The 18944-nt window shown below is 43.9% G+C and carries 17 protein-coding genes; 4 read left to right on the top strand and 13 right to left on the bottom strand.

Features of this window, described 5'->3' with window-relative positions:
- Positions 1 to 11: 11 nt before the first annotated feature.
- From VN447_RS20835 to VN447_RS20810, 6 genes are all read right to left on the bottom strand, one after another.
- Complete coding sequence (locus VN447_RS20835) at positions 12 to 1679, bottom strand: formate--tetrahydrofolate ligase (RefSeq protein WP_325527929.1); 1668 nt, start codon at positions 1677 to 1679, stop codon at positions 12 to 14.
- 38 nt (positions 1680 to 1717) lie between these two features.
- Entirely contained in the window at positions 1718 to 1891 is a 174-nt protein-coding gene (locus VN447_RS20830) for a hypothetical protein (RefSeq protein WP_325527927.1), read from the bottom strand.
- A gap of 173 nt (positions 1892 to 2064) precedes the next feature.
- On the bottom strand, positions 2065 to 2784 hold the full coding sequence (locus tag VN447_RS20825) for a response regulator transcription factor (protein WP_325527925.1): 720 nt from the start codon (positions 2782 to 2784) through the stop codon (positions 2065 to 2067).
- A complete protein-coding gene (locus tag VN447_RS20820) occupies positions 2771 to 4660 on the bottom strand; it encodes a sensor histidine kinase (protein WP_325527923.1) in 1890 nt (629 codons plus the stop codon). Before VN447_RS20820 ends, VN447_RS20825 begins: the two co-directional genes overlap by 14 nt.
- A gap of 205 nt (positions 4661 to 4865) precedes the next feature.
- On the bottom strand, positions 4866 to 5972 hold the full coding sequence (locus tag VN447_RS20815) for a uroporphyrinogen decarboxylase family protein (RefSeq protein WP_325527921.1): 1107 nt from the start codon (positions 5970 to 5972) through the stop codon (positions 4866 to 4868).
- A gap of 335 nt (positions 5973 to 6307) precedes the next feature.
- Positions 6308 to 7420 carry a uroporphyrinogen decarboxylase family protein gene (locus VN447_RS20810; RefSeq protein ID WP_325527919.1) on the bottom strand — a complete coding sequence of 371 codons (1113 nt, stop codon included), beginning with the start codon at positions 7418 to 7420 and terminating at the stop codon, positions 6308 to 6310.
- A gap of 258 nt (positions 7421 to 7678) precedes the next feature.
- Here VN447_RS20810 and VN447_RS20805 point away from each other — a divergent pair, with 258 nt between their 5' ends.
- The gene (locus VN447_RS20805) at positions 7679 to 8632 is read left to right on the top strand and encodes a LysR family transcriptional regulator (RefSeq protein ID WP_325527917.1); all 954 of its coding nucleotides are present in this window, start codon (positions 7679 to 7681) and stop codon (positions 8630 to 8632) included.
- 427 nt (positions 8633 to 9059) lie between these two features.
- Here VN447_RS20805 and VN447_RS20800 read toward each other — a convergent pair whose 3' ends face one another.
- The 7 genes from VN447_RS20800 to VN447_RS20770 form a co-directional block, all read right to left on the bottom strand.
- Entirely contained in the window at positions 9060 to 9878 is an 819-nt protein-coding gene (locus VN447_RS20800) for a methyl-accepting chemotaxis protein (protein WP_325527915.1), read from the bottom strand.
- A 475-nt stretch (positions 9879 to 10353) separates the two neighbouring features.
- Positions 10354 to 11289, bottom strand: coding sequence for a cyclase family protein (locus tag VN447_RS20795; RefSeq protein ID WP_325527913.1), 936 nt, complete (start codon positions 11287 to 11289; stop codon positions 10354 to 10356).
- 42 nt (positions 11290 to 11331) lie between these two features.
- Positions 11332 to 12120 (bottom strand): glucose 1-dehydrogenase, encoded by a 789-nt coding sequence (locus VN447_RS20790; RefSeq protein WP_325527912.1) that lies wholly within the window; start codon positions 12118 to 12120, stop codon positions 11332 to 11334.
- 24 nt (positions 12121 to 12144) lie between these two features.
- Complete coding sequence (locus VN447_RS20785; RefSeq protein ID WP_325527910.1) at positions 12145 to 12486, bottom strand: cupin domain-containing protein; 342 nt, start codon at positions 12484 to 12486, stop codon at positions 12145 to 12147.
- 63 nt (positions 12487 to 12549) lie between these two features.
- Positions 12550 to 13197: a 3-oxoacid CoA-transferase subunit B gene (locus VN447_RS20780; protein WP_325527908.1), complete on the bottom strand. Its 648-nt coding sequence runs from the start codon at positions 13195 to 13197 to the stop codon at positions 12550 to 12552.
- A gap of 21 nt (positions 13198 to 13218) precedes the next feature.
- Positions 13219 to 13866, bottom strand: coding sequence for a 3-oxoacid CoA-transferase subunit A (locus VN447_RS20775; protein WP_325527906.1), 648 nt, complete (start codon positions 13864 to 13866; stop codon positions 13219 to 13221).
- Positions 13867 to 14182: 316 nt separating this feature from the next.
- Positions 14183 to 15730, bottom strand: coding sequence for a sigma-54 interaction domain-containing protein (locus VN447_RS20770; protein WP_325527904.1), 1548 nt, complete (start codon positions 15728 to 15730; stop codon positions 14183 to 14185).
- Positions 15731 to 15924: 194 nt separating this feature from the next.
- On the opposite strand from VN447_RS20770, the gene VN447_RS20765 reads away from it, so the two are divergent.
- Genes VN447_RS20765 through VN447_RS20755 form a run of 3 tightly spaced genes read left to right on the top strand, consistent with a single transcriptional unit; the run spans position 15925 to position 18918 of the window.
- Positions 15925 to 17103, top strand: a complete 1179-nt coding sequence (locus VN447_RS20765; RefSeq protein WP_325527901.1) for an acetyl-CoA C-acetyltransferase — start codon at positions 15925 to 15927, stop codon at positions 17101 to 17103.
- A 25-nt stretch (positions 17104 to 17128) separates the two neighbouring features.
- On the top strand, positions 17129 to 17953 hold the full coding sequence (locus VN447_RS20760; RefSeq protein ID WP_325527899.1) for a 3-keto-5-aminohexanoate cleavage protein: 825 nt from the start codon (positions 17129 to 17131) through the stop codon (positions 17951 to 17953).
- 14 nt (positions 17954 to 17967) lie between these two features.
- Positions 17968 to 18918 carry a 3-hydroxyacyl-CoA dehydrogenase family protein gene (locus VN447_RS20755; protein WP_325527897.1) on the top strand — a complete coding sequence of 317 codons (951 nt, stop codon included), beginning with the start codon at positions 17968 to 17970 and terminating at the stop codon, positions 18916 to 18918.
- The last annotated feature ends 26 nt before the right edge of the window (positions 18919 to 18944 follow it).

The following is an 18944-nucleotide window of genomic DNA, read 5'->3' as shown; positions in this document are numbered from 1 at the left end:
TTTTTCGAGGACTAGAACAAACCAACAATCTTACCACTATTGTCGATATCCATCTTTACAGCGGAAGGTTCCTTAGGCAGTCCCGGCATGGTCATAATTTCGCCAGTAATGGCTACTAAGAAGCCTGCGCCAGCAGCAACCCTTACTTCGCGGACGGTAACATAAAATCCGGTTGGGCGTCCCATCTTAGTCATGTCATCACTCAAAGAATACTGGGTTTTTGCCATACAAATCGGGGTCTTATCAAAGCCCATGGTGGTAAGTTCCTGGATAGTCTTTTCTGCGGCACTCGTGTAGTTAACGCCGTCAGCACCGTAAATTTTAGTGGCAATAGCCGCAATTTTATCTTTTATCGGTGCCTTTTCATCATAAGCGAATGTAAAGTTATTAGGCTTCTCACAAGCAGCCAGCACTTTTTCCGCCAGCACCTGCCCGCCCAGGCTTCCTTTAGCCCATACTTCAGATAGTGCTACTTCAGCGCCCATTGCATTACATTTTTCTTCTACAAAGTTCAACTCTTTGGCAGTATCTGTGGGGAAAGCATTGATAGCTACTACAGCAGGCAGGCCAAATTGTTGAATGTTTTCAATATGCTTGGTAAGATTTGCAAGACCTTTCTCCAGGGCCGCCATGTTCTCACCGGCTAATTCATTCTTGGGAACGCCGCCATGCATCTTGAGCGCACGAACAGTGGCTACGATAACGACTGCACTGGGTTGAAAACCGGCAAAACGGCACTTAATATCAATGAATTTTTCCGCACCCAAGTCAGCGCCAAATCCGGCCTCGGTGACACAGTAATCAGCCAATTTTAGTGCATATTTCGTGGCAGATACACTGTTGCAGCCATGGGCAATATTGGCAAACGGACCGCCATGGACGAAAGCAGGCGTGTTTTCCAATGTCTGTACAAGATTAGGTTTAATAGCGTCTTTGAATAGCAGTGTCAGGGCACCAGTCACTTTAAGGTCAGTTGGAGTTACCGGTTTACCTTCATAGGTATAGGCAATAATAATCCGGCCAATACGTTCTTTCATATCATCAAGGTCTTTAGCCAAACAAAGGATCGCCATCATTTCGGAAGCTACCGTGATATCAAAGCCGGTTTCCCGGGGGACGCCATTGGCCTTGCCACCAAGCCCGCAGACAATAAACCGGAGAGCGCGTTCATTAAGATCAAGCACCCGTCGCCAGGTAATGCGGCGGGGATCGATGCCGAGAGCGTTGCCATGGTGAAGATGGTTATCAATAATTGCAGCCAGCAGGTTATGCGCAGTAGTAATCGCATGAAAATCGCCGGTAAAGTGGAGGTTAATATCTTCCATCGGAACAACCTGTGAATAACCACCGCCAGCAGCGCCGCCTTTAACACCAAAACAGGGACCTAAAGATGGTTCACGCAGGGCAATGACTACCTTCTTGCCTTTTCTCCGCAGAGAATCGCCAAGCCCTACAGTTGTGGTTGTTTTACCTTCACCTGCAGGAGTAGGATTAATGGCAGAGACTAAAATGAGTTTGCCGTTAGGCCTGTCTTTAATTCGTTCCCAGGTTTTAAGAGAAACCTTCGCTTTGTACGTACCGTAGAGTTCTAGTTCCTCAGGGGGAATGTCTAATTCATTAGCCACCTCCACAATAGGATTCATCTTAGCTTCTTGTGCAATTTCAACATCACTTTTCACAAATAGTACCCCCTAGTATGCATTATTATTTTTATCGATTAATCACAGGCCTCTGTCGCTTGGGCTATCTCAGTATTTGAGCCGTGAATTCCGCATATCGGGCACATCCAAGTTTGTACTTTCAACAGCACTTCTTTCTCATCAAAACTGTACTTAACCGTACTGTATTTTGAGGTCTTCTCCTCATGCTCACACCACAACGACAGATTCATATTCAGGGCCTCCCTTAATTTATTATTTTAAGAAAACAATGAGCCAACGCCTCGCTCTCTTTAATCAAGCAGTGCTGGTATTTGTATTTTAACGTATTTTTCATTAAATTCGCATAAATTTCACAAGTTTGAGCATTACAAAAACATTACAAAAGCATAGAAACACCATCTCGCTATAGATGGTGTTCAGCTCCGTCATTTAAATTTGAAACCATATACCCGACGCCAGGATAAGTTACTATAAAAGTGCCATCGAAGTCGGCATTTTTGATTTTCTGGCGTATACGGGCTATAGCCACTCTTAAGTATTCGACATCATCGCGATATTCGCTTCCCCACACGTCACTGAGAAGCTGCTCATGCGTAAGTACCTTACCAGCATTTGACATCAACAACGAAAACAAGTTATATTCTGTCTCTGTTAGCTTCAGTTCCTTATTTCCTATCCACGCTCGCCGTTGGGCCAAATTAATGGTAACTTGGCCATTTTTAATCTCGCTTGTCATATAATTATTGACTGCCCGGCTATCAGACCGTCGCAGAACCGCTTTAACCCGGGCGAAGAGTTCATCCAGGGAGAACGGTTTAGTAAGATAGTCATCAGCCCCCATATTGAGTCCATGCACTTTGTCGTTTGCATTACCCCGCGCTGTTAATACAATAACCGGTACATTGGAAAACGTCCGCAGCCTTTTCAATAACTCAAAGCCATCCAGACCGGGCATCATGATATCTAATAAAATCAATTCCGGGTCCAGTGCATCAAAATTGTCCAGTGCGTCCAAGCCGTTCTGAAATATGTGAGGCTCATAACCTAAGGATTTAAGGTTAGCAGAAATAAAGCGTAATATTTTTGGCTCATCGTCAATAATGAGAATTCTACATTTTTTCATGCTTATCACCAACATATTTATATTTAGGTATTCCAATAGTAAACACACTGCCGATACCCTCACAACTTTTGACTTTGATATTGCCGCCATGGGCTTCGACAATCCCTTTGCAGATGGCCAAACCTAAGCCGGTACCACCGGTACGCCGCTCCTGGCCAGTATCAACACAGTAAAATCGGTCAAATACCCTCTCCAGGTGCTTTTCGTTTATGCCAATACCATTGTCCTCCACATTGATATATACATATCTTTCGTCACTAGCTGCAGAAATTTTAATATATGGTCGACGATCATTATAACGAATGGCGTTAGTCAAAAGGTTTGACAGTACTTGCCCCAAGCGAACTCTATCGCCGTAGATAAACGGTAAATTTTCATCCACAGTTGAATCAATGTTGGCACCACTGGCAAAGTGTTTTGGCAACTTTCGGACTGCATTGTCAACAACGGTGCTTGCCCGCACCGGTTCCCTATCCAAACTAATGGCTTTGGCATCAATTCTGGAAACATCCAGCCAATCATTCACCAATTCTTGAATATGGCCGATATCCTCATGGATTCCTGTCAGCATTTCCTGTTTGAATTCTTCGTCCCAATCGGCATCTAAACGCAGTAACGTTTCGACACTCCCCTTTATACTCGTAATAGGTGTTTTGAATTCATGGGAAACCATGGAAATTAAATCACTCTTAAGCTTATCAACCTCGTGCTCCTTGGTAATATCCCTCCATAAAAACCCTTTACCAATTGTATGGTTTTCATCGTCGGTAACGGGAAAAACAGACAGCCTCACATGCTGTTGATTATTTCCGTTATTAGTTTTAAACCTGTAGGTGCCATAGTCCTGCTTGGCTTGCTGAATAATTTTCTGGTCAGAATCAGACAGCCTGCCTACTAGTACATCAAAAATATAATCCTCTGACAAGCCCCGCATTTTGTCACGGGGAATGTTGAGCATCTTGGCTATACGGCCATTCGCGTATACTACCACCTTCTTTTTATCGATCAAAGTGATCGCATCGTGCATGCTCTCAAGAACGGCTTTAAAAACAGCATGGTTTTGCTGGAGTGTTCGTGACAAAATTTCATTTTGAAAAATACTCCCCACAGAATGGGATAGTGTCTGTATGAACGCCCTGTCTGCTTCACTTAGCGGGGAATTTAGCACTACAAAGTGTCCGAAAGTTGTATTGCCCGAACGAATCGGTTGAATATAATACCGGTGTGCATTTTTGTGACTAGTGTTAATACTTGCTGCATAGTCGTTAACATCGCCCCTAAAATCATCCTCATAAGGACCAAGTAAGGAAAATACCGGTTTGGTAAGATATAATTTCACATTAACGCCAGATACCTCAAAAAACTGTCTGAGAACCTCTCTAATAATACTTGCCCCCCCTGGGTAGGGAGCGATCGGGGTAATGAGCTGATTTAATATTGCTAACTCATGATTGATTCGCAATAAACTCTTGGTTCGTTCTTCTACCCGTTGTTCGAGCTCAGTATTTAGCTGTAGCAGAGCTTGTTGACTCTCTCTAATTTTCTTCGCCATAATAAAAAAATGTTCAGCCATAAAATGAAACTCTTGAGGAGCATATCGCGGAAAACTGACCTGCTTTGTCTCATAGCCCTCACTAATTACATCCTGAATGTACTCCACAAGAGTTTTAATGGTATTATTTATGCGTTTTGCATGGAAGTTGCCCAATAAAAGGGTAAATAGGAGTGTAATAGTCATATTTAAAGCTATAGACTGTAAGGAAGGTTCCTGTGTCTGCACAGCCTGAAGAGTACTAAGAAAAACGACTGGGAACATGGGGATAACTGCAAATGCAATCCAAAGATGAGCTTTTATCGATAAGTTTTTCATAGGCATCACTTTCCCTCCTTGAGAAAAGTTGTGTAATGGCTAAAGATCAATGACGTATCTAGTCATCTTCGAGTCAAAATTGCAATATCCTGTAACTGTCTCCAAAATAAAAAAATCACAAATTGCGCCAGGACTTAGGCCTGCACAAAAAGAGCTAACCTGTCCCACATGACGGTTAGCTCTTTAACAGTTGGGTTCCTATTTACCTGTCTTATTTTCCGGTAGCGGCGGAAATCAGGGCTTTGATATTTTCAACCTTGGCATTCGGCGGTATAGAGCATCCAGAAGAAAGAATAAAACCAGGCCCCATGTCTCTAACCAGTTGTGACGAATAATTATATACTTCATCCGGGGTGCCCAGAGCCAATTTAGCAGCTGGGACATCACCTTTTATGCACATGACGTCGCCGATGACTTCCTTAATTTTATAAATATCAGTGGCATTATCGGTTTCAAAAACGCATTTCCCTTTTGGCAAAGTCCGGAAATATTCCAGATCGCGTTCCCAGTTGGAGTCAATATGAATATCTGCTGCCGCGCCTTCTTCCAAAATTACATCCACTGTTTCTTTTAAATATTTCCAGGTAAACCGCTGCCAAAGTTTTGGTGAGAAAAACTCACTGGCACCACGGGCGGGGGACATAAAAACAATCGAAGCTTTGGTCGCTCGTATCTGCTGCCGCAGCGTTTCAAGACACTCTTGTTGAATAACATCCAGAACGGCCTCAACCTTATCGGGAATTCTGTATAAATCCCTCATAAACTTTGGCATGGAACGACCGCCGCCGAGCAATTCGGGAACTGCGGTAGCAATAATGGGAGAATAAATCATGTAACCGGCATCTTCGAAGTTTTTAACAAACTGAGGCGTTTGCGCCAGTTCTTCCAAGATCTGACCGAGCGGGTAATGCAGCCTGTTTACCAAATAATCCTGCATAAAAGGCCCCCAGCCCTTATTGAGAATAGTGTCATAGTCCTCTACTGTCATGACTTCCTTTTCATCAAGCTGCCATAAGGAATTGTCCGGCAGCTCCTTGCCAGGAAGCTTAACATAGGTCATAAAAATCAGCGGAAACAGCGGTCCTGCCGCATAAGGGGCATTCATACCATCAATATCGCCAAAGGCCTTAGCGGAGTTTAACATTGTTTGGTTCTGAACTGTAAGGCTTGAACAGAAATCAGACAGCTTTACCCCCATATGGTTGGCACAAAACGCATCAGCCATTAATATTACCGGTGTCCTGTCCGGTTTTTCCAAAGCAATGGCTTTATGAACCCTGGTCTTACGCTCCAAAAGTAATTCTTGTGTTGTTTTCATGCTAGCACTCCCTCGTTATATTATTATGAAACATTACTTATCCGTCTGCTGCAGCCCGTAGTTTCAACAGTTTCAGGATTCGTAAAGAAGCAAGCCAGTATTTAAAAAAGCCAGGTTAACTGGGTAACTAAGAAGCTTTGATCCTCATTCTCCCCCCCTTTTTTGCGGTCAGAATGACACAGTCTTTTACCTCAATGTTAATCCGTCCTATAAAATCCGTCAAATTCTCAAAATTCTCAGAACTATTCCCAATTATCATAAGAAGCTGATTTGAATATTTGACTAATGATAAACCTGAATCCCCAATAGCTAAGCCAGCTCAGACCCATAAGCCACTATTTACCGGTAGCTGCCGCAATCATGGCTTTAATATTCTCAGGCTTTGCATTAAGAGGAACACAGCAGCCAACTGCCAGAATAAATCCGTCCGGGCCTAAATCGCTAATTAATTTCCTGCAGTACAGGTAGACTTCCTCCGGATTTCCCAGGGTAAGCATGGCTGCAGGAACATCCCCCATCACACACATGTGACCGGATAATACCTGTTTTGCTTTGTATAAATCGGTATTGCTGTCAGAAGACAAAATGCATTTTCCTTGGGGAAAGTCTTTCAAATAATCGATCGCGCGGGTCCAATTGTTGTCCCAGTGAAGCAAGGCGTAAGCCCCTGAGTCAACAACAAGCTGCACTTGCTTCTTAATCAGCGGTAAGGCAAAACGCTCCCACATTTTTGCCGACATGTATTCAGGTGCGCAGCGTGTTGCCCCGATGAATACGGCAAACGGCTTAACCTTATCAATCTGAGTCTGCAGCCCTGCCAGCATATCAGCAGTCATAACCGCCAGTACGGCCTCGATCTTCTCCGGCATCCGGAACAAATCTTTGGTTAAATTGGCCATTCCCCTCGCACTTGAGAGAACATCAAACGGGATTACGGATATAATCGGGCTAAAGGGAACAATGCCGGCGTTAACATAGTTCGCTATAATTTTGTCCCAGTCAGGCGAGATGTATTTTTGCAGATCGGGGAGGGCGTCCGGGAAATGCTTGATAAGTACTTGCTGTTGATAGTAGTTAAACCCTTTATCCAAAATAATGTCGTAATCTTCAATTGACATCGGCGAGGTTTCATCAATCTGCCACTGATCATCAGGGGGCAGTTCCCTTCCCGGCAATTTTACTTTGGAGAATGTTGCCGCCCCCAAAGCATGAACACACGGAGTTAAATACTGAATACCATCAATCTCCCCCAACTCTGCTAGTGATTTTAAATGGATTTGGCTGCTTACTTCCAGATCCTGAAGATACTCAGCCAAGGGAACTCCCATATGCCGGGCAAAAAAGGAATCTGCCGCAATAATCACCGGTGTTCTGTCCAATTTCCCCAAGGTAATCGCTGTAGTGAGCCTGTTGACGTGCGTGTTGAATAATTGCGCATTAGTTCCCACACAAAATCCCTCCATTTTATGATTTTTCCAGTAATAGAACTGTCATTGCATTACTTCCCGCAATGCAATCATAGCGCTCATACATTGCTTAATTTTATGTTAGACTCATCTTTAAGCACCGTCAAATTCTCATAATTCCGACTACTATTCCTAATCATCATACTAAAAATGATCAACGATCTATCGTTTTGGTGACAGTTATATTATGATATATATATATCTATATATTATAGTTTGGGCAGGCAGGAGGAAAACGTCATGGACATTCGGAATTTGCAGTCCTTTATAACGGTTGCGCAATGCCTGAGTTTCACAGAGGCCGCTAAGCGAATATACATTGGTCAGTCAGCATTAAGCAAACAAATTGCCGACCTTGAATCAGAACTGGGCGTTGAATTGTTTTTTCGCCATCACAGGTCACTTGAACTGACACCGGCAGGTAAAACCCTGCTAAGAGAAGGCCATGGCCTGATGGCTAAAATTACTGATATTGTGGAAAAAACCCGTCAGGCGCAGCGTGGAATCCGCGGCAGTCTGAAGATCGGCTGCTTTGGATTTGAGAATGCGTTTCTCCCCTATTCACTCAAAAGATTTCGTGCGCTTTACCCGCAGATTAGCGTAGATATTCGTGTATTAACCCTGAGAATGATAGAAAATGCTATAGAATCGGAAGAATTGGATCTGGGCTTTACCTTGATTATGGGAAGTGAATTAAAAGCCAATCGATTTTCCCAGCGTTTAATTCATAGAACGCCCATGTGTTTTTTGTTACCCGGCGACCATCCTTACGCCGGAGCTACTTCACTGGATATCTCGGCCTTAGCCGCTGATTCCTTCATTGTACTGTCTGATGCAGAAACACCGGATGGCTTTAACTGGTTTATGAATCTTTGCGCTAACAGGGATTTTACTCCCAATATTGCCAGTAAAACAACCCGTATGGAAAGCGTATACTGGTACGTGGAGGCAGGAGTAGGTATTTCGTTCATGCCTAAGGACCCATCATTGGTTCGTCATGTCCCGGCCTGTATCTCTTTAGTTAGTATGCAGGGCGAAGAAGCTTATTGTAATATTATGGCTACCTGGAAAAAGGAACACAGTAACCCTGCAGTCCCGCTTTTTCTGAAAGTGCTTGAATCACTTAATATAAAACCAGACCAGGACGTACAGCTCGATACGAAAAAATTACCCCGTACAATAGCAGGTAGGTAACCCTTGCCCATAGTCTTTAGTGATAAAAAAACTTAAGTAAACTTATCATATAAATAACAATAGCTCCTGCAAGCTGGTTTAAGCCTGCAGGAGCTATTGTTATATCATAGTCGGGTTTTCAATCACTAGCCATTTAGTTTTTGCTGGACAAGTGCTCCATGCTGATGATTTCCTTTAGATAATCCAGTGTTCCGGGAATGACTTCACATTTTAAATTCAGAAAATCGGCATGTCCCTGCGCTTTTAGCATCAGTTCACCAGCAAGTAAGCGCCCATGCTGAGCGCACCGAAAAAAGGGTTACAGCAATCGCTACAACCCTTGATTTTATTGGCGGAGAGGGTGGGATTCGAACCCACGGTACCAGTCGCAGCAAAAAATACAGACCCCCGGACTTCAATGTAAATGATTTACTTACAAAACTCTTAATCATACACGAAATGCAAGTTCTTGTACTCTTGTTGCTAGACTGGTAAGCGATTCTATGGCTTTACTTATCTCGTAGCTGGCAGCTTTCTGCTGTGAGCTAATTTTATCCACCTCGTCTATTTCTTTTTCTATCTGCGTTATTTCCCCCCGCATGCTTTCTAAAATTTCCTTGATCTCCTTAACAGATACCTGACTATTATTAGATAACTTCCTAATCTCCTGCGCAACCACAGAAAACCCTCGCCCCTGCTCACCCGCTCTAGCCGCTTCAATGCTCGCGTTTAGTCCCAGTAAATTTGTATTTGCTGCTATGTCTTTAATAAACATAAGAATAGAGTCTGACTTGCCAATATTTTGTACCATAGATTGCCCTGTGATCCCAAGCAATTCTAATCTCTTATTAAGCAGTGCCGCATTAGCTGCAAGTTCCTGACTTGATGCCGCCACCTGTTCAGACGCTGCAGCGATCGTTTGCGCAACATCATACAGAATTTCTTGGGTCTCTAAACTACACGCCAACCCGATTGCTCCAATGATTTCACGAGTTTCATTGAAGATAGGCGCGCTAATACTCCTGAAAGGAAAGCCCCAAACGTCTTTAGATACTACAATATCTTGTGTGACTTTACTTGCTATGGCTTCCCACAATCCATCTCCTTTACAAACAGGTTTACCGACAGGAGACTCATGCTGCATCTTTTTGCCTGGGCCATAGTATAGAAAGGTGTCTCTATCAGATATAACGACCATCGAGTCAAACGGAAGCACCGTTTGTATAATAGGTATACATAAAATAAGCGATTCTAATATTTTATCCATAAACCAATACTTCCCTCTTTTAGCTCTAGGTATATCGGTAAGCCGATTAATCCCCCGGGGGAACAGCCGCTGGTGAGTACCACTAAGTATGTCATGAGCAAAATAAAATTTTGTTTTGCCAATAATTCTTGTAGCTTAAAAAATATAAATTCATAAAATTATGACTATTTAATTCGCAATTATATAATTGGCCATTACCCACAGTGATAAAAAGGGGGCAGTTGCCAAGCAACGCAAAACCATACGACGAACTGCACCCCATTATCATCCAGACACTTTAACATTAGTATCAGACTGTACCGTATTTATAAACCCGCGGTTCTACGCCGGGGTTTATTTCATCTTCATCAATCATGGCCCACTAGACGGACAATAGAGCCCTCGCCCATATATCAGCGAAGCGGGAGCCCCTGATGGTTACATGCTTGCCTACAACCATAACGATGTCACCGCCGACATTTTCCCAGCTACTGGATTAAAATCCACCGTATTTGTATACTCTGTCTGGTACTGGATTTAGATCATCTTCATCTATTTCGGCAACACAGCGAACCATAGCACCATCGCCCAGCCACCAGCGAATTGGGAATGCCATGAATTTAAATCGTTTGCCTACAACTTTTTCAAGATCTCCACCGACGTTTTCGACACCTACAATGCCATTACCCATCATATATTTGTGGCAAGGCTCCCAGGTTCCCGCCAGACCATGTTCTTCAAGCTTACCATACGCAGCCATATATTTTTCTTTACCAAATGTTTTGATAAATACATCCTTTTCGAACTCTGCATAAGCCTCAATACCAAATTGCTCAATGTATTCCTCAGTAATCGGTTTGCCTGAATCACCAATAAGATTCATTGCAGGTGGACCGTTCTTACCCATTGTTGTATGGAGAGGATGGTCAAGGGCTTGCATGTCCATAGCTACACATTTGGGTTGATATTTCTCAAACCATTGTCCTGCTTCTCTACCGCATCCGCAGGAATAATGATAATATTCTTTAGTGTCATCAAATTTCAGATGTATACCTGTTCTTAAAACTAGTACCATGCCCTTTACTTCTTCATGTTTTACTCCTGCACGTGCCAAAGCATCATCAAGATGTTTTGCTGTAATAAGGCCCCAGCGCTCAACACGTATATCCAGGCAAACTGCATCTCCATAATAAGCATCCAATGGAAGCTCATGAGTGTAACGTGCGCGCTTACCGTCAAACTCGTATTCCATAACATGGCGCGGTGCATCTGCATGTGTTCCACAATGCATAACAACATCTATTTTTTGAGTTAATACTCCGCTTTTTGCAAGGCTATGCATAGTATCAATTTTAGGTTTTGCAAAATACGGCCATACTGGTATGTCAGCATGGAATGGATGAGTTAAATCTACTAATACCTTTTTTCCCATTTGTTATTCCTCCAAACAATTATTGTTTATATTATGTCAATTTTAACCAGCAGTGCAACCACCGTCAACATACAGAATCTGACCTGTTACAAAGTCTGAAGCTGGCGCAGCTAAGTATACTGTTGCTCCAACCATATCTTCGGTCACAGCTGCCCGCCCGAGTGGAATGCGCGACAGGAATATTTGCTTAAGTTTTTCATCTTCGAGTACTTGCTGAGTAAGCGGAGTCCAGAAGATGGTCGGCGCAATGGCGTTTACAGTAATATTGTATTTAGCCCACTCAGTTGCCAACTGTTTGGTCAAGCCATCAACGGCAGCCTTGCTGGGGCCGTAAGCTGCATAGCCACCAGGATGTCCGGCGAAACCACGCACTGAAGATATGGTAATGATCTTACCAAAGCCCTGGTCTTTCATTACCCGGCCAACATGCTTACAGGTGAGGAACGTGCCTTTAACATTTATATCCATTACCTGCTGGAAGTCTTCAGCCGGGAAATCTTCGGCCGCATGACGCTTGGCAATGCCAGCTACAGTCACAAGAATATCAATCTTGCCGAAGGTGTCCACAGTCTGTTTAACCATATTGATTACATCTGCTTCTTTGCTGACGTCACAAGCAACAGCCAGTGCTTTTCTGCCGAGTTTTTCAACACCCTTTACGGCTTCTTCCAAGGTAGCAATTGTTCTACCGGTAACAACAATATCAGCACCATACGCCGCTAACCCAGCAGCAATCGCTTCTCCCAGGGCACCGGCACCGCCGGTTACTACTGCTACTTTGCCTTCAAGACAAAATAGATTTTTGATTTTATCCAAAATTGCCTGTTCCATTACATATCACCTTTCCATACCCAATTATGCTTCAGGATAATTCATAACCACCAGCATACTTGCGGGTTTATTGGTTTCATTGATAATTTCTCTGCCTTCATTGGCTCCGATGTAGATAGAATCCCATGCCTTCAACACGACTTTTTCCGTCTTGGTAGTAATAGTTACTTCGCCTTCGAGAACAAAATAAATCTTCTCTACAGGGGATGCATCATATTCAGCGCCACCCGCAGGCAAGAAATGCGACAGACCCATCCAGAATTTCTGAGCCCCGGTTTCCTCCTTCCCATGCAATTTTAGCGCAACCATGTTGAAGTGCTTAGGAGCTTGGTATGGCTTTACATCTTTTAATTCGACCTTCTTCATGTTTTTCGCCTCCTCCTTTCTATTTTTTCTATATTTATAGCCCAATTAGCAACATAAACTTACTTAGACCGCCATCTCTTTGATATCAGGAGAAATTATATAATCTGCATCAGTAGATTCCCTTACGGTCTGAAGAGCTACACCAGGCGCTATTTCAGTTAGTACCAGCCCCTGTTCTGTTACCTTAAAGACACACAAATCAGTAATTATTAAATCAACTTCATGTAACGCCGTAAGCGGCAAGCTGCATTTTTTCATAATTTTAGGTACGCCGCCTTTACCGACATGCTCCATGGCGACAATAACCCGTTTGGCACCAACGACAAGATCCATGGCCCCACCCATGCCTGGCACGATTTTTCCAGGAACCATCCAATTAGCCAGGTTACCTTCCTGGTCTACTTCCAACGCTCCTAGCACAGTGGCATCAAGGTGCCCGCCGCGAACGATGACAAATGACATAGCACTGTCAAACGTAGCGCCGCCTGGCAGAATGCCGGCCGGTTGTCCGCCCGCATTGCTCAAATCAGGATCAATACTTTCTCCTACAGGCCCCAGTCCGATAAATCCATTTTCAGAATGCAGGATCACCTTTTTATCATTTGGGATGTAGTTGGCGACAAGTGTAGGTATACCAATTCCCAGATTTACTACATCACCATCATTAAATTCTTGGGCAACTCTTTTGGCAATCAGAACTCTGTTTTCCATGAACGCTCCTCCAATCTCCCACTAAGCTTGAACGATGCTATTAATAAAGATTCCTGGCACCATAACCTCGTCAGGAGCTAATTCTCCCACAGGCACGATTTTTTCAACTTCAGCAATAACAACATCGGCTGCGGTGGCGATTTGGGGATTGAAGTTGCGTGTCGACATTCTGAATACCAGATTGCCGTCCGTGTCAGCTTTATGCGCCTTTACCAGCGCAACATTAGCCCGTAGGGGTTTTTCCAATAAAAACTCGCGGCCGTCAATTGTTATTGTAGGCTTTCCTTCAGCAACAACCGTTCCCACACCTGTTGGCGTGAGCACGCCGCCCAGACCAGCACCACCAGAGCGTATGCGTTCAATCAATGTTCCTTGCGGTGATAATTCTACTTCAAGCTCATTAACATTCATTTGGCGGCCGGTTTCGGGATTTGTGCCAACATGCGAAACAATTGCCTTTTTCACTTGGCGATTAACAACTAGTTTGCCAATGCCCCTATCTGGAAATCCAGTGTCGTTGGCTATTACAGTAAGGTCTTTATATCCCTTGCTAGCCACAGCATCAATTAAACGTTCTGGAGTTCCAACCGCTAAAAATCCCCCAATCATTATAACAGACGAATCTTGTACTTTGTCCATTGCCTGCTCTATACTGATTACCTTAGACATTGTTTCCCCCTCAGTTCTTAGTGTTTATGCCCTTAACTCCTACGCCTTATTTATTTGCAAGAACTATGCCAATTCGAATATTTCGATTGATTATTTAAATGTTTTTTAAAAACAAATAACTACCTCGCAGGTTTGCACAGATTCTCTCTTAAAAACCTCCTTGCATGTAAGCAAAAGCCCCATATCATTGCCCGGGAGGATGCGGCGGTCTCTTCCGTGTCCATTTTCTTCTTGATGAAATTGGTCATCACATTTACCGGATAAATTTTGTTCATATAGCTATAGCCGATATTCCAAGAGATGAAAATGCGCATCATTACTGATGCGCATTTTCATCTCTTAGATTGATTCCAAGCTTCTTGGCTTTCTTCACAATGGTTGATTGGTCTACTTTTAAAACTTTGGCAGCTTTTCTTGTACTCCCACACAATGCTAAGGCCTTTTCGATAGTCTTTTTCTCGATATTACTAACGATTTCTTTAAGACCCATCTCTTCCACAACAAGCTCAGACATATAAGACGGATGTATATTCAACAAATTGCCGATTTGCTCGTTACTAATCGTTCCATCTTGTTCAGATACGATAACAAGTCTCTCAATTATATTTTGTAATTCACGAATATTTCCCGGCCACGAATACTGCCGCATCATTTCAAAACCAAGCGGCTCTATCGCTGTGTTCTTTGCGTATTTCGAGTTGTAGATTTCAAGGAAATGGCGGGCTAGTGTCTCGATATCCTGGTCTCTTGAGCGCAGCGGCGGGATGTGAATAGGAAATACGTTCAACCGATAGTAGAGATCTTCACGAAAACGTCCTTGTTTCACAAGGTCTTTTAAATCGCAATTTGTCGCAGAGAGAATTCTAACATCTAACTTAACAGGTTTCGAGCCCCCGATACGGGTTATTTCCTTGTGTTGAATTACCCTGAGTAATTTTGATTGCAGTTCCATCGGCATGTCCCCGATTTCATCAAGCATTATCGTTCCTTTGTCCGCTAATTCAAACAAGCCGGTTTTTCCTGAACTGGTAGCACCGGTAAATGCCCCCCTGGCATAGCCAAACAACTCAGCTTCCAGCAAATTAGCAGGAATAGCCGCACAATTCACTTTGATGAAGGGGTCATTTTTCCTAGCACTATTCATGTAGATTTCATTTGCTACCACCTCTTTGCCTGCACCCGTTTCTCCCGTAATCAAAACTGTAACATCAAGACCGGCAACTTGTTGAATACTCTTGATGACCTGCCGTGTTTCAAGACTACTTCCAATCATATTCTTGTTTAAATGTAGTTTCCTGAGGTGCTCGACTTCCAGCGCACTCTTTATCTTGTCTTTTTCAACCGCTTTTATCTGTTTTTGCGAAGCTTCCAGGTCAGACTTCATTTGCAGCAAGTCGGTTATTTCCCGATCAATAATAACGACTTTTTTTACATTCCCTTCAGCATCCAGAACCGGACTGCCAGTAATCAGCATTTTAGTTCCGTTCCTTAAACTTTCTCCCATGGAGTTTACTTGTTTTTTGTGCTTAATTACTTCCGGCGTTACGGCATTTAGATAAACGCCCGCCGTCAAGAGCTCATCAACATACTTCCCTACAACTTCTTCAGGATGAATACCGGTTATTCTGGTGTATGCCGCATTAACATACAAGGTCTTCCCGTTTCCATCGGTAATGTAAATCCCGTCATAGAGATGATCCCCAATCTCTCTAAAATCAAGATCCCTGGCTTCAGTGAGCTCACTGAGCACTTTCTTCAAACCAGCAAAGAGCTCCTGATGGGACGAAATATCCCAATTTTGTCTCTCTATCTTTGTTATTAATTCTTTTAAAATAGCCTCGCTGCTATCTATTTTGTTTTTCATTTCATCTCTCCCTACAATTAACTGTTCTTCAACCGATACTTAATAAGTTATCCATTAACCAAATCATAACCAATCTTTAGCAGCTTGTAAACATTCAGGTCTACGTTTATTCGTTACTCTTGGCACGAAAATTGCAGCTGTTTTTGTTCGTAAGCGGTCTCAAACCTTACAACAATCACTAGGAGGATGAAAAGATGAGAGAAGTCGTTATTGCCGCCGCATTGCGGACAGCCATAGGCACCTTCAATGGCGCACTGGCCCCCTTATCAGCGACTGAACTAGGCAGCATTGTTATTCGTGCTGCTTTGGAAAAAGTCAATATAGCCCCAAATGCTGTTGACGAGGTCATCATGGGCAACGTACTACAGGCAGGTCTGGGCCAGAATCCCGCCCGCCAATCGGCCCTAAAAGCCGGATTGCCTGTTGAAGTACCAGCCTACACAATTAACAAGGTTTGCGGCTCCGGCCTCAAAGCCGTTAACTTGGCCGCCCAATCAATTATGGCCGGCGATGCTGACATCATTGTAGCAGGCGGTATGGAAAGCATGACCAACGCCCCTTATCTTCTGGAAAAAGCACGCTGGGGATATCGTATGGGCGACAGCAAGCTTATTGATGTTATGATTCGCGATGGCCTATGGTGCGCAACCAATGACTATCATATGGGAATCACTGCCGAAAACATTGCCGCCAAATACGGCATTACTAGGGAAGAGCAAGACCGGCTGGCTGCCGAATCACAGGAAAAAGCCCTCAAAGCCATTGACAGCGGCGCTTTCGCCCAAGAGATTGTGCCTGTAACCATTAAAGGTAAGAAAGGCGATACCATCTTTGCCACAGATGAGTTCCCTAAACGAGGCACATCAGTTGAGTCACTTGCCACACTGCGGACAGCGTTTAAGAAAGACGGCACAGTAACTGCAGGCAACGCTTCAGGTATCAATGATGGTGCAGCAGCCCTTGTTGTTATGTCTGGCGAAAAAGCCAAAGCTCTCGGCATCAAGCCACTGGCGCGGATTGCCGGTTATGGTTCAAGCGGGGTTGACCCTGCCATCATGGGTATGGGACCTGTGCCTGCCAGCCAAAAAGCGCTAGCTAAAGCCGGTTTGACTGTAGCCGATATCGACCTTTTTGAAGCTAATGAAGCCTTTGCCGCTCAATTTCTGGCTGTCGGCAAAGAACTCGGACTACAGAGAGAAAAAATCAACGTCCATGGTGGTGCCACTGCTTTAGGACACCCCATCGGCGCCAGTGGTGCCCGCATCCTTGTTACTCTTCTCCACGCCATGCAGCAGCGCGAGGACAAACGCGGTTTAGCCACACTGTGTATTGGCGGCGGTCAGGGAATTGCCACCATTGTAGAGCGAATCTAAAAAATAATAACGAGGTGAACCAATCATGGAAAAAACCATCATTACTGTCGCAACAACCGGCGCTTGGCCAACCAAAGAACACAACCCCAATATTCCTTTGACTCCCCAGGAAATTGCTAACGATGTATATGAATGCTGGCAGGCCGGCGCGGCTGTAGCGCACCTGCACATGCGTGACGACGAAGGCAAAGGCACTATGTGCAAAGAGAAATTCCGCGAAACCGTTGAACTCATTCGCAGCAAATGTGACATCATCCTCAACCTTACCACGTCCGGCGACCTTCACGCTACCGATGAAACCAGAATGGCTCATCTAATTGAACTCAAACCGGAAATGGCATCTTATGACGCCGGTTCAATGAACTGGATGCATAATAGCTTGTTTCTGAACCCGCCCCAGTTCCTTGAGAAACTTGGCAAAACCATGATTGAAAACGGCGTAAAACCAGAAATCGAAATTTTCGACGCTGGCATGATCTACAACTCGCTCTACTATATGAAAAAGGGCGTTCTTGCTCAACCGGCCCATTACCAATTTGTTTTAGGTGCAGCCGGCGGTACTGCCGCTACTATTGAGAACCTGGTTTATCTTAAAGCCTTACTGCCACAAGGATCTACCTGGTCAGCTTTGGGCATCGGGAACGGTCATGTGCCAATTATGTTTGCAGCTATTGCCATGGGCGGTCATATTCGCGTAGGCATGGAAGATAACGTGTACTACGCTAAAAACCAATTGGCAAAATCAAACACTGAATTTGTCGCCCGGGCGGTAAGAGTAGTTAAAGAAGCAAACAGAACAGTAGCTTCCCCAGCCGAAGCCAGAGAAATCCTAGGTCTTGCAAAGAAATAATTAGGAGACGAACTATGATTAAGAATATAGGTGTTATCGGTGCAGGCACGATGGGACACGGCATTGCCTTGTCCTTTGCCCTGTACGGGTATGATGTAACTTTGTATGATGCCTACGAAATTCAGTTGAAAAAGGCAATGACTGAGATCGCCGGTGAACTCTCCCTCTTAGCTGAAGAACAATTCATTGAGCCGCAGTCCATTCCAGCCACCCTTGCTCGAATTAAGGTTTTTAGTGATTTAGAGCAGGCTGTTCAAAACAGAGATTATATTATTGAAGCCACTCCGGAAATACTGGAACTCAAACAGAATTTATTCAAACAATTAGATGAACTCTGTCCTACGCATACTATCCTGGCGAGCAATACGTCCAGTCTCAAACTAGATGGCATGATGGCTCTGATTTCTGACGAGCGTAAACAGCGTATGATCGTTAACCACTGGTATAATCCCGCCCACCTTATGCCGATTGTCGAACTTTCTTGTTTTGGCAATATGCCTTTAGAGCTTTATACCGAAGTTGAGCAGTTACACGCTGCAATCAAAAAGCAGACAGTCAAAGTGCTCAAAGACGTACCCGGACTGGTAGCCAACCGTATTCAACAGGGTGTTGCCCGAGAAGTCTTCTCCCTCATTGAATTGGGAGTTGCCGAACCTACCGACATAGATAAAGCGCTTAAATTCGGCCCCGCCTTTCGCTATGCCACTACTGGCCAATTAGAAGTGGCCGATTTCGGGGGGCTGGATATCTGGAGCATTGTCGGCGATAATCTGTTAAAAGAAATGGATAATCGTCAGGGTGCTAATAACCTTTTAAAACAAAAGGTAGCCGAAGGAAAGCTTGGTATCAAAGCAGGCGAAGGTTTTTATAAATATGCCGAAAGTGAAATCCCTGAAATTAAGAAAAAATTTATGAAAAAATTGATTCATCAATTGAAGGCTTCAGAGTATTACACACAGGAATAAACCAAACTCCGAAAAACACAGGTGTC

Source organism: Sporomusa sp., assembly GCF_035561155.1.
Taxonomy (GTDB): Bacteria; Bacillota; Negativicutes; order Sporomusales; family Sporomusaceae; genus Sporomusa.
The sequence above is the reverse complement of the archived record's forward strand: the minus strand, read 5'-3'. Positions and strand labels throughout refer to the sequence as shown.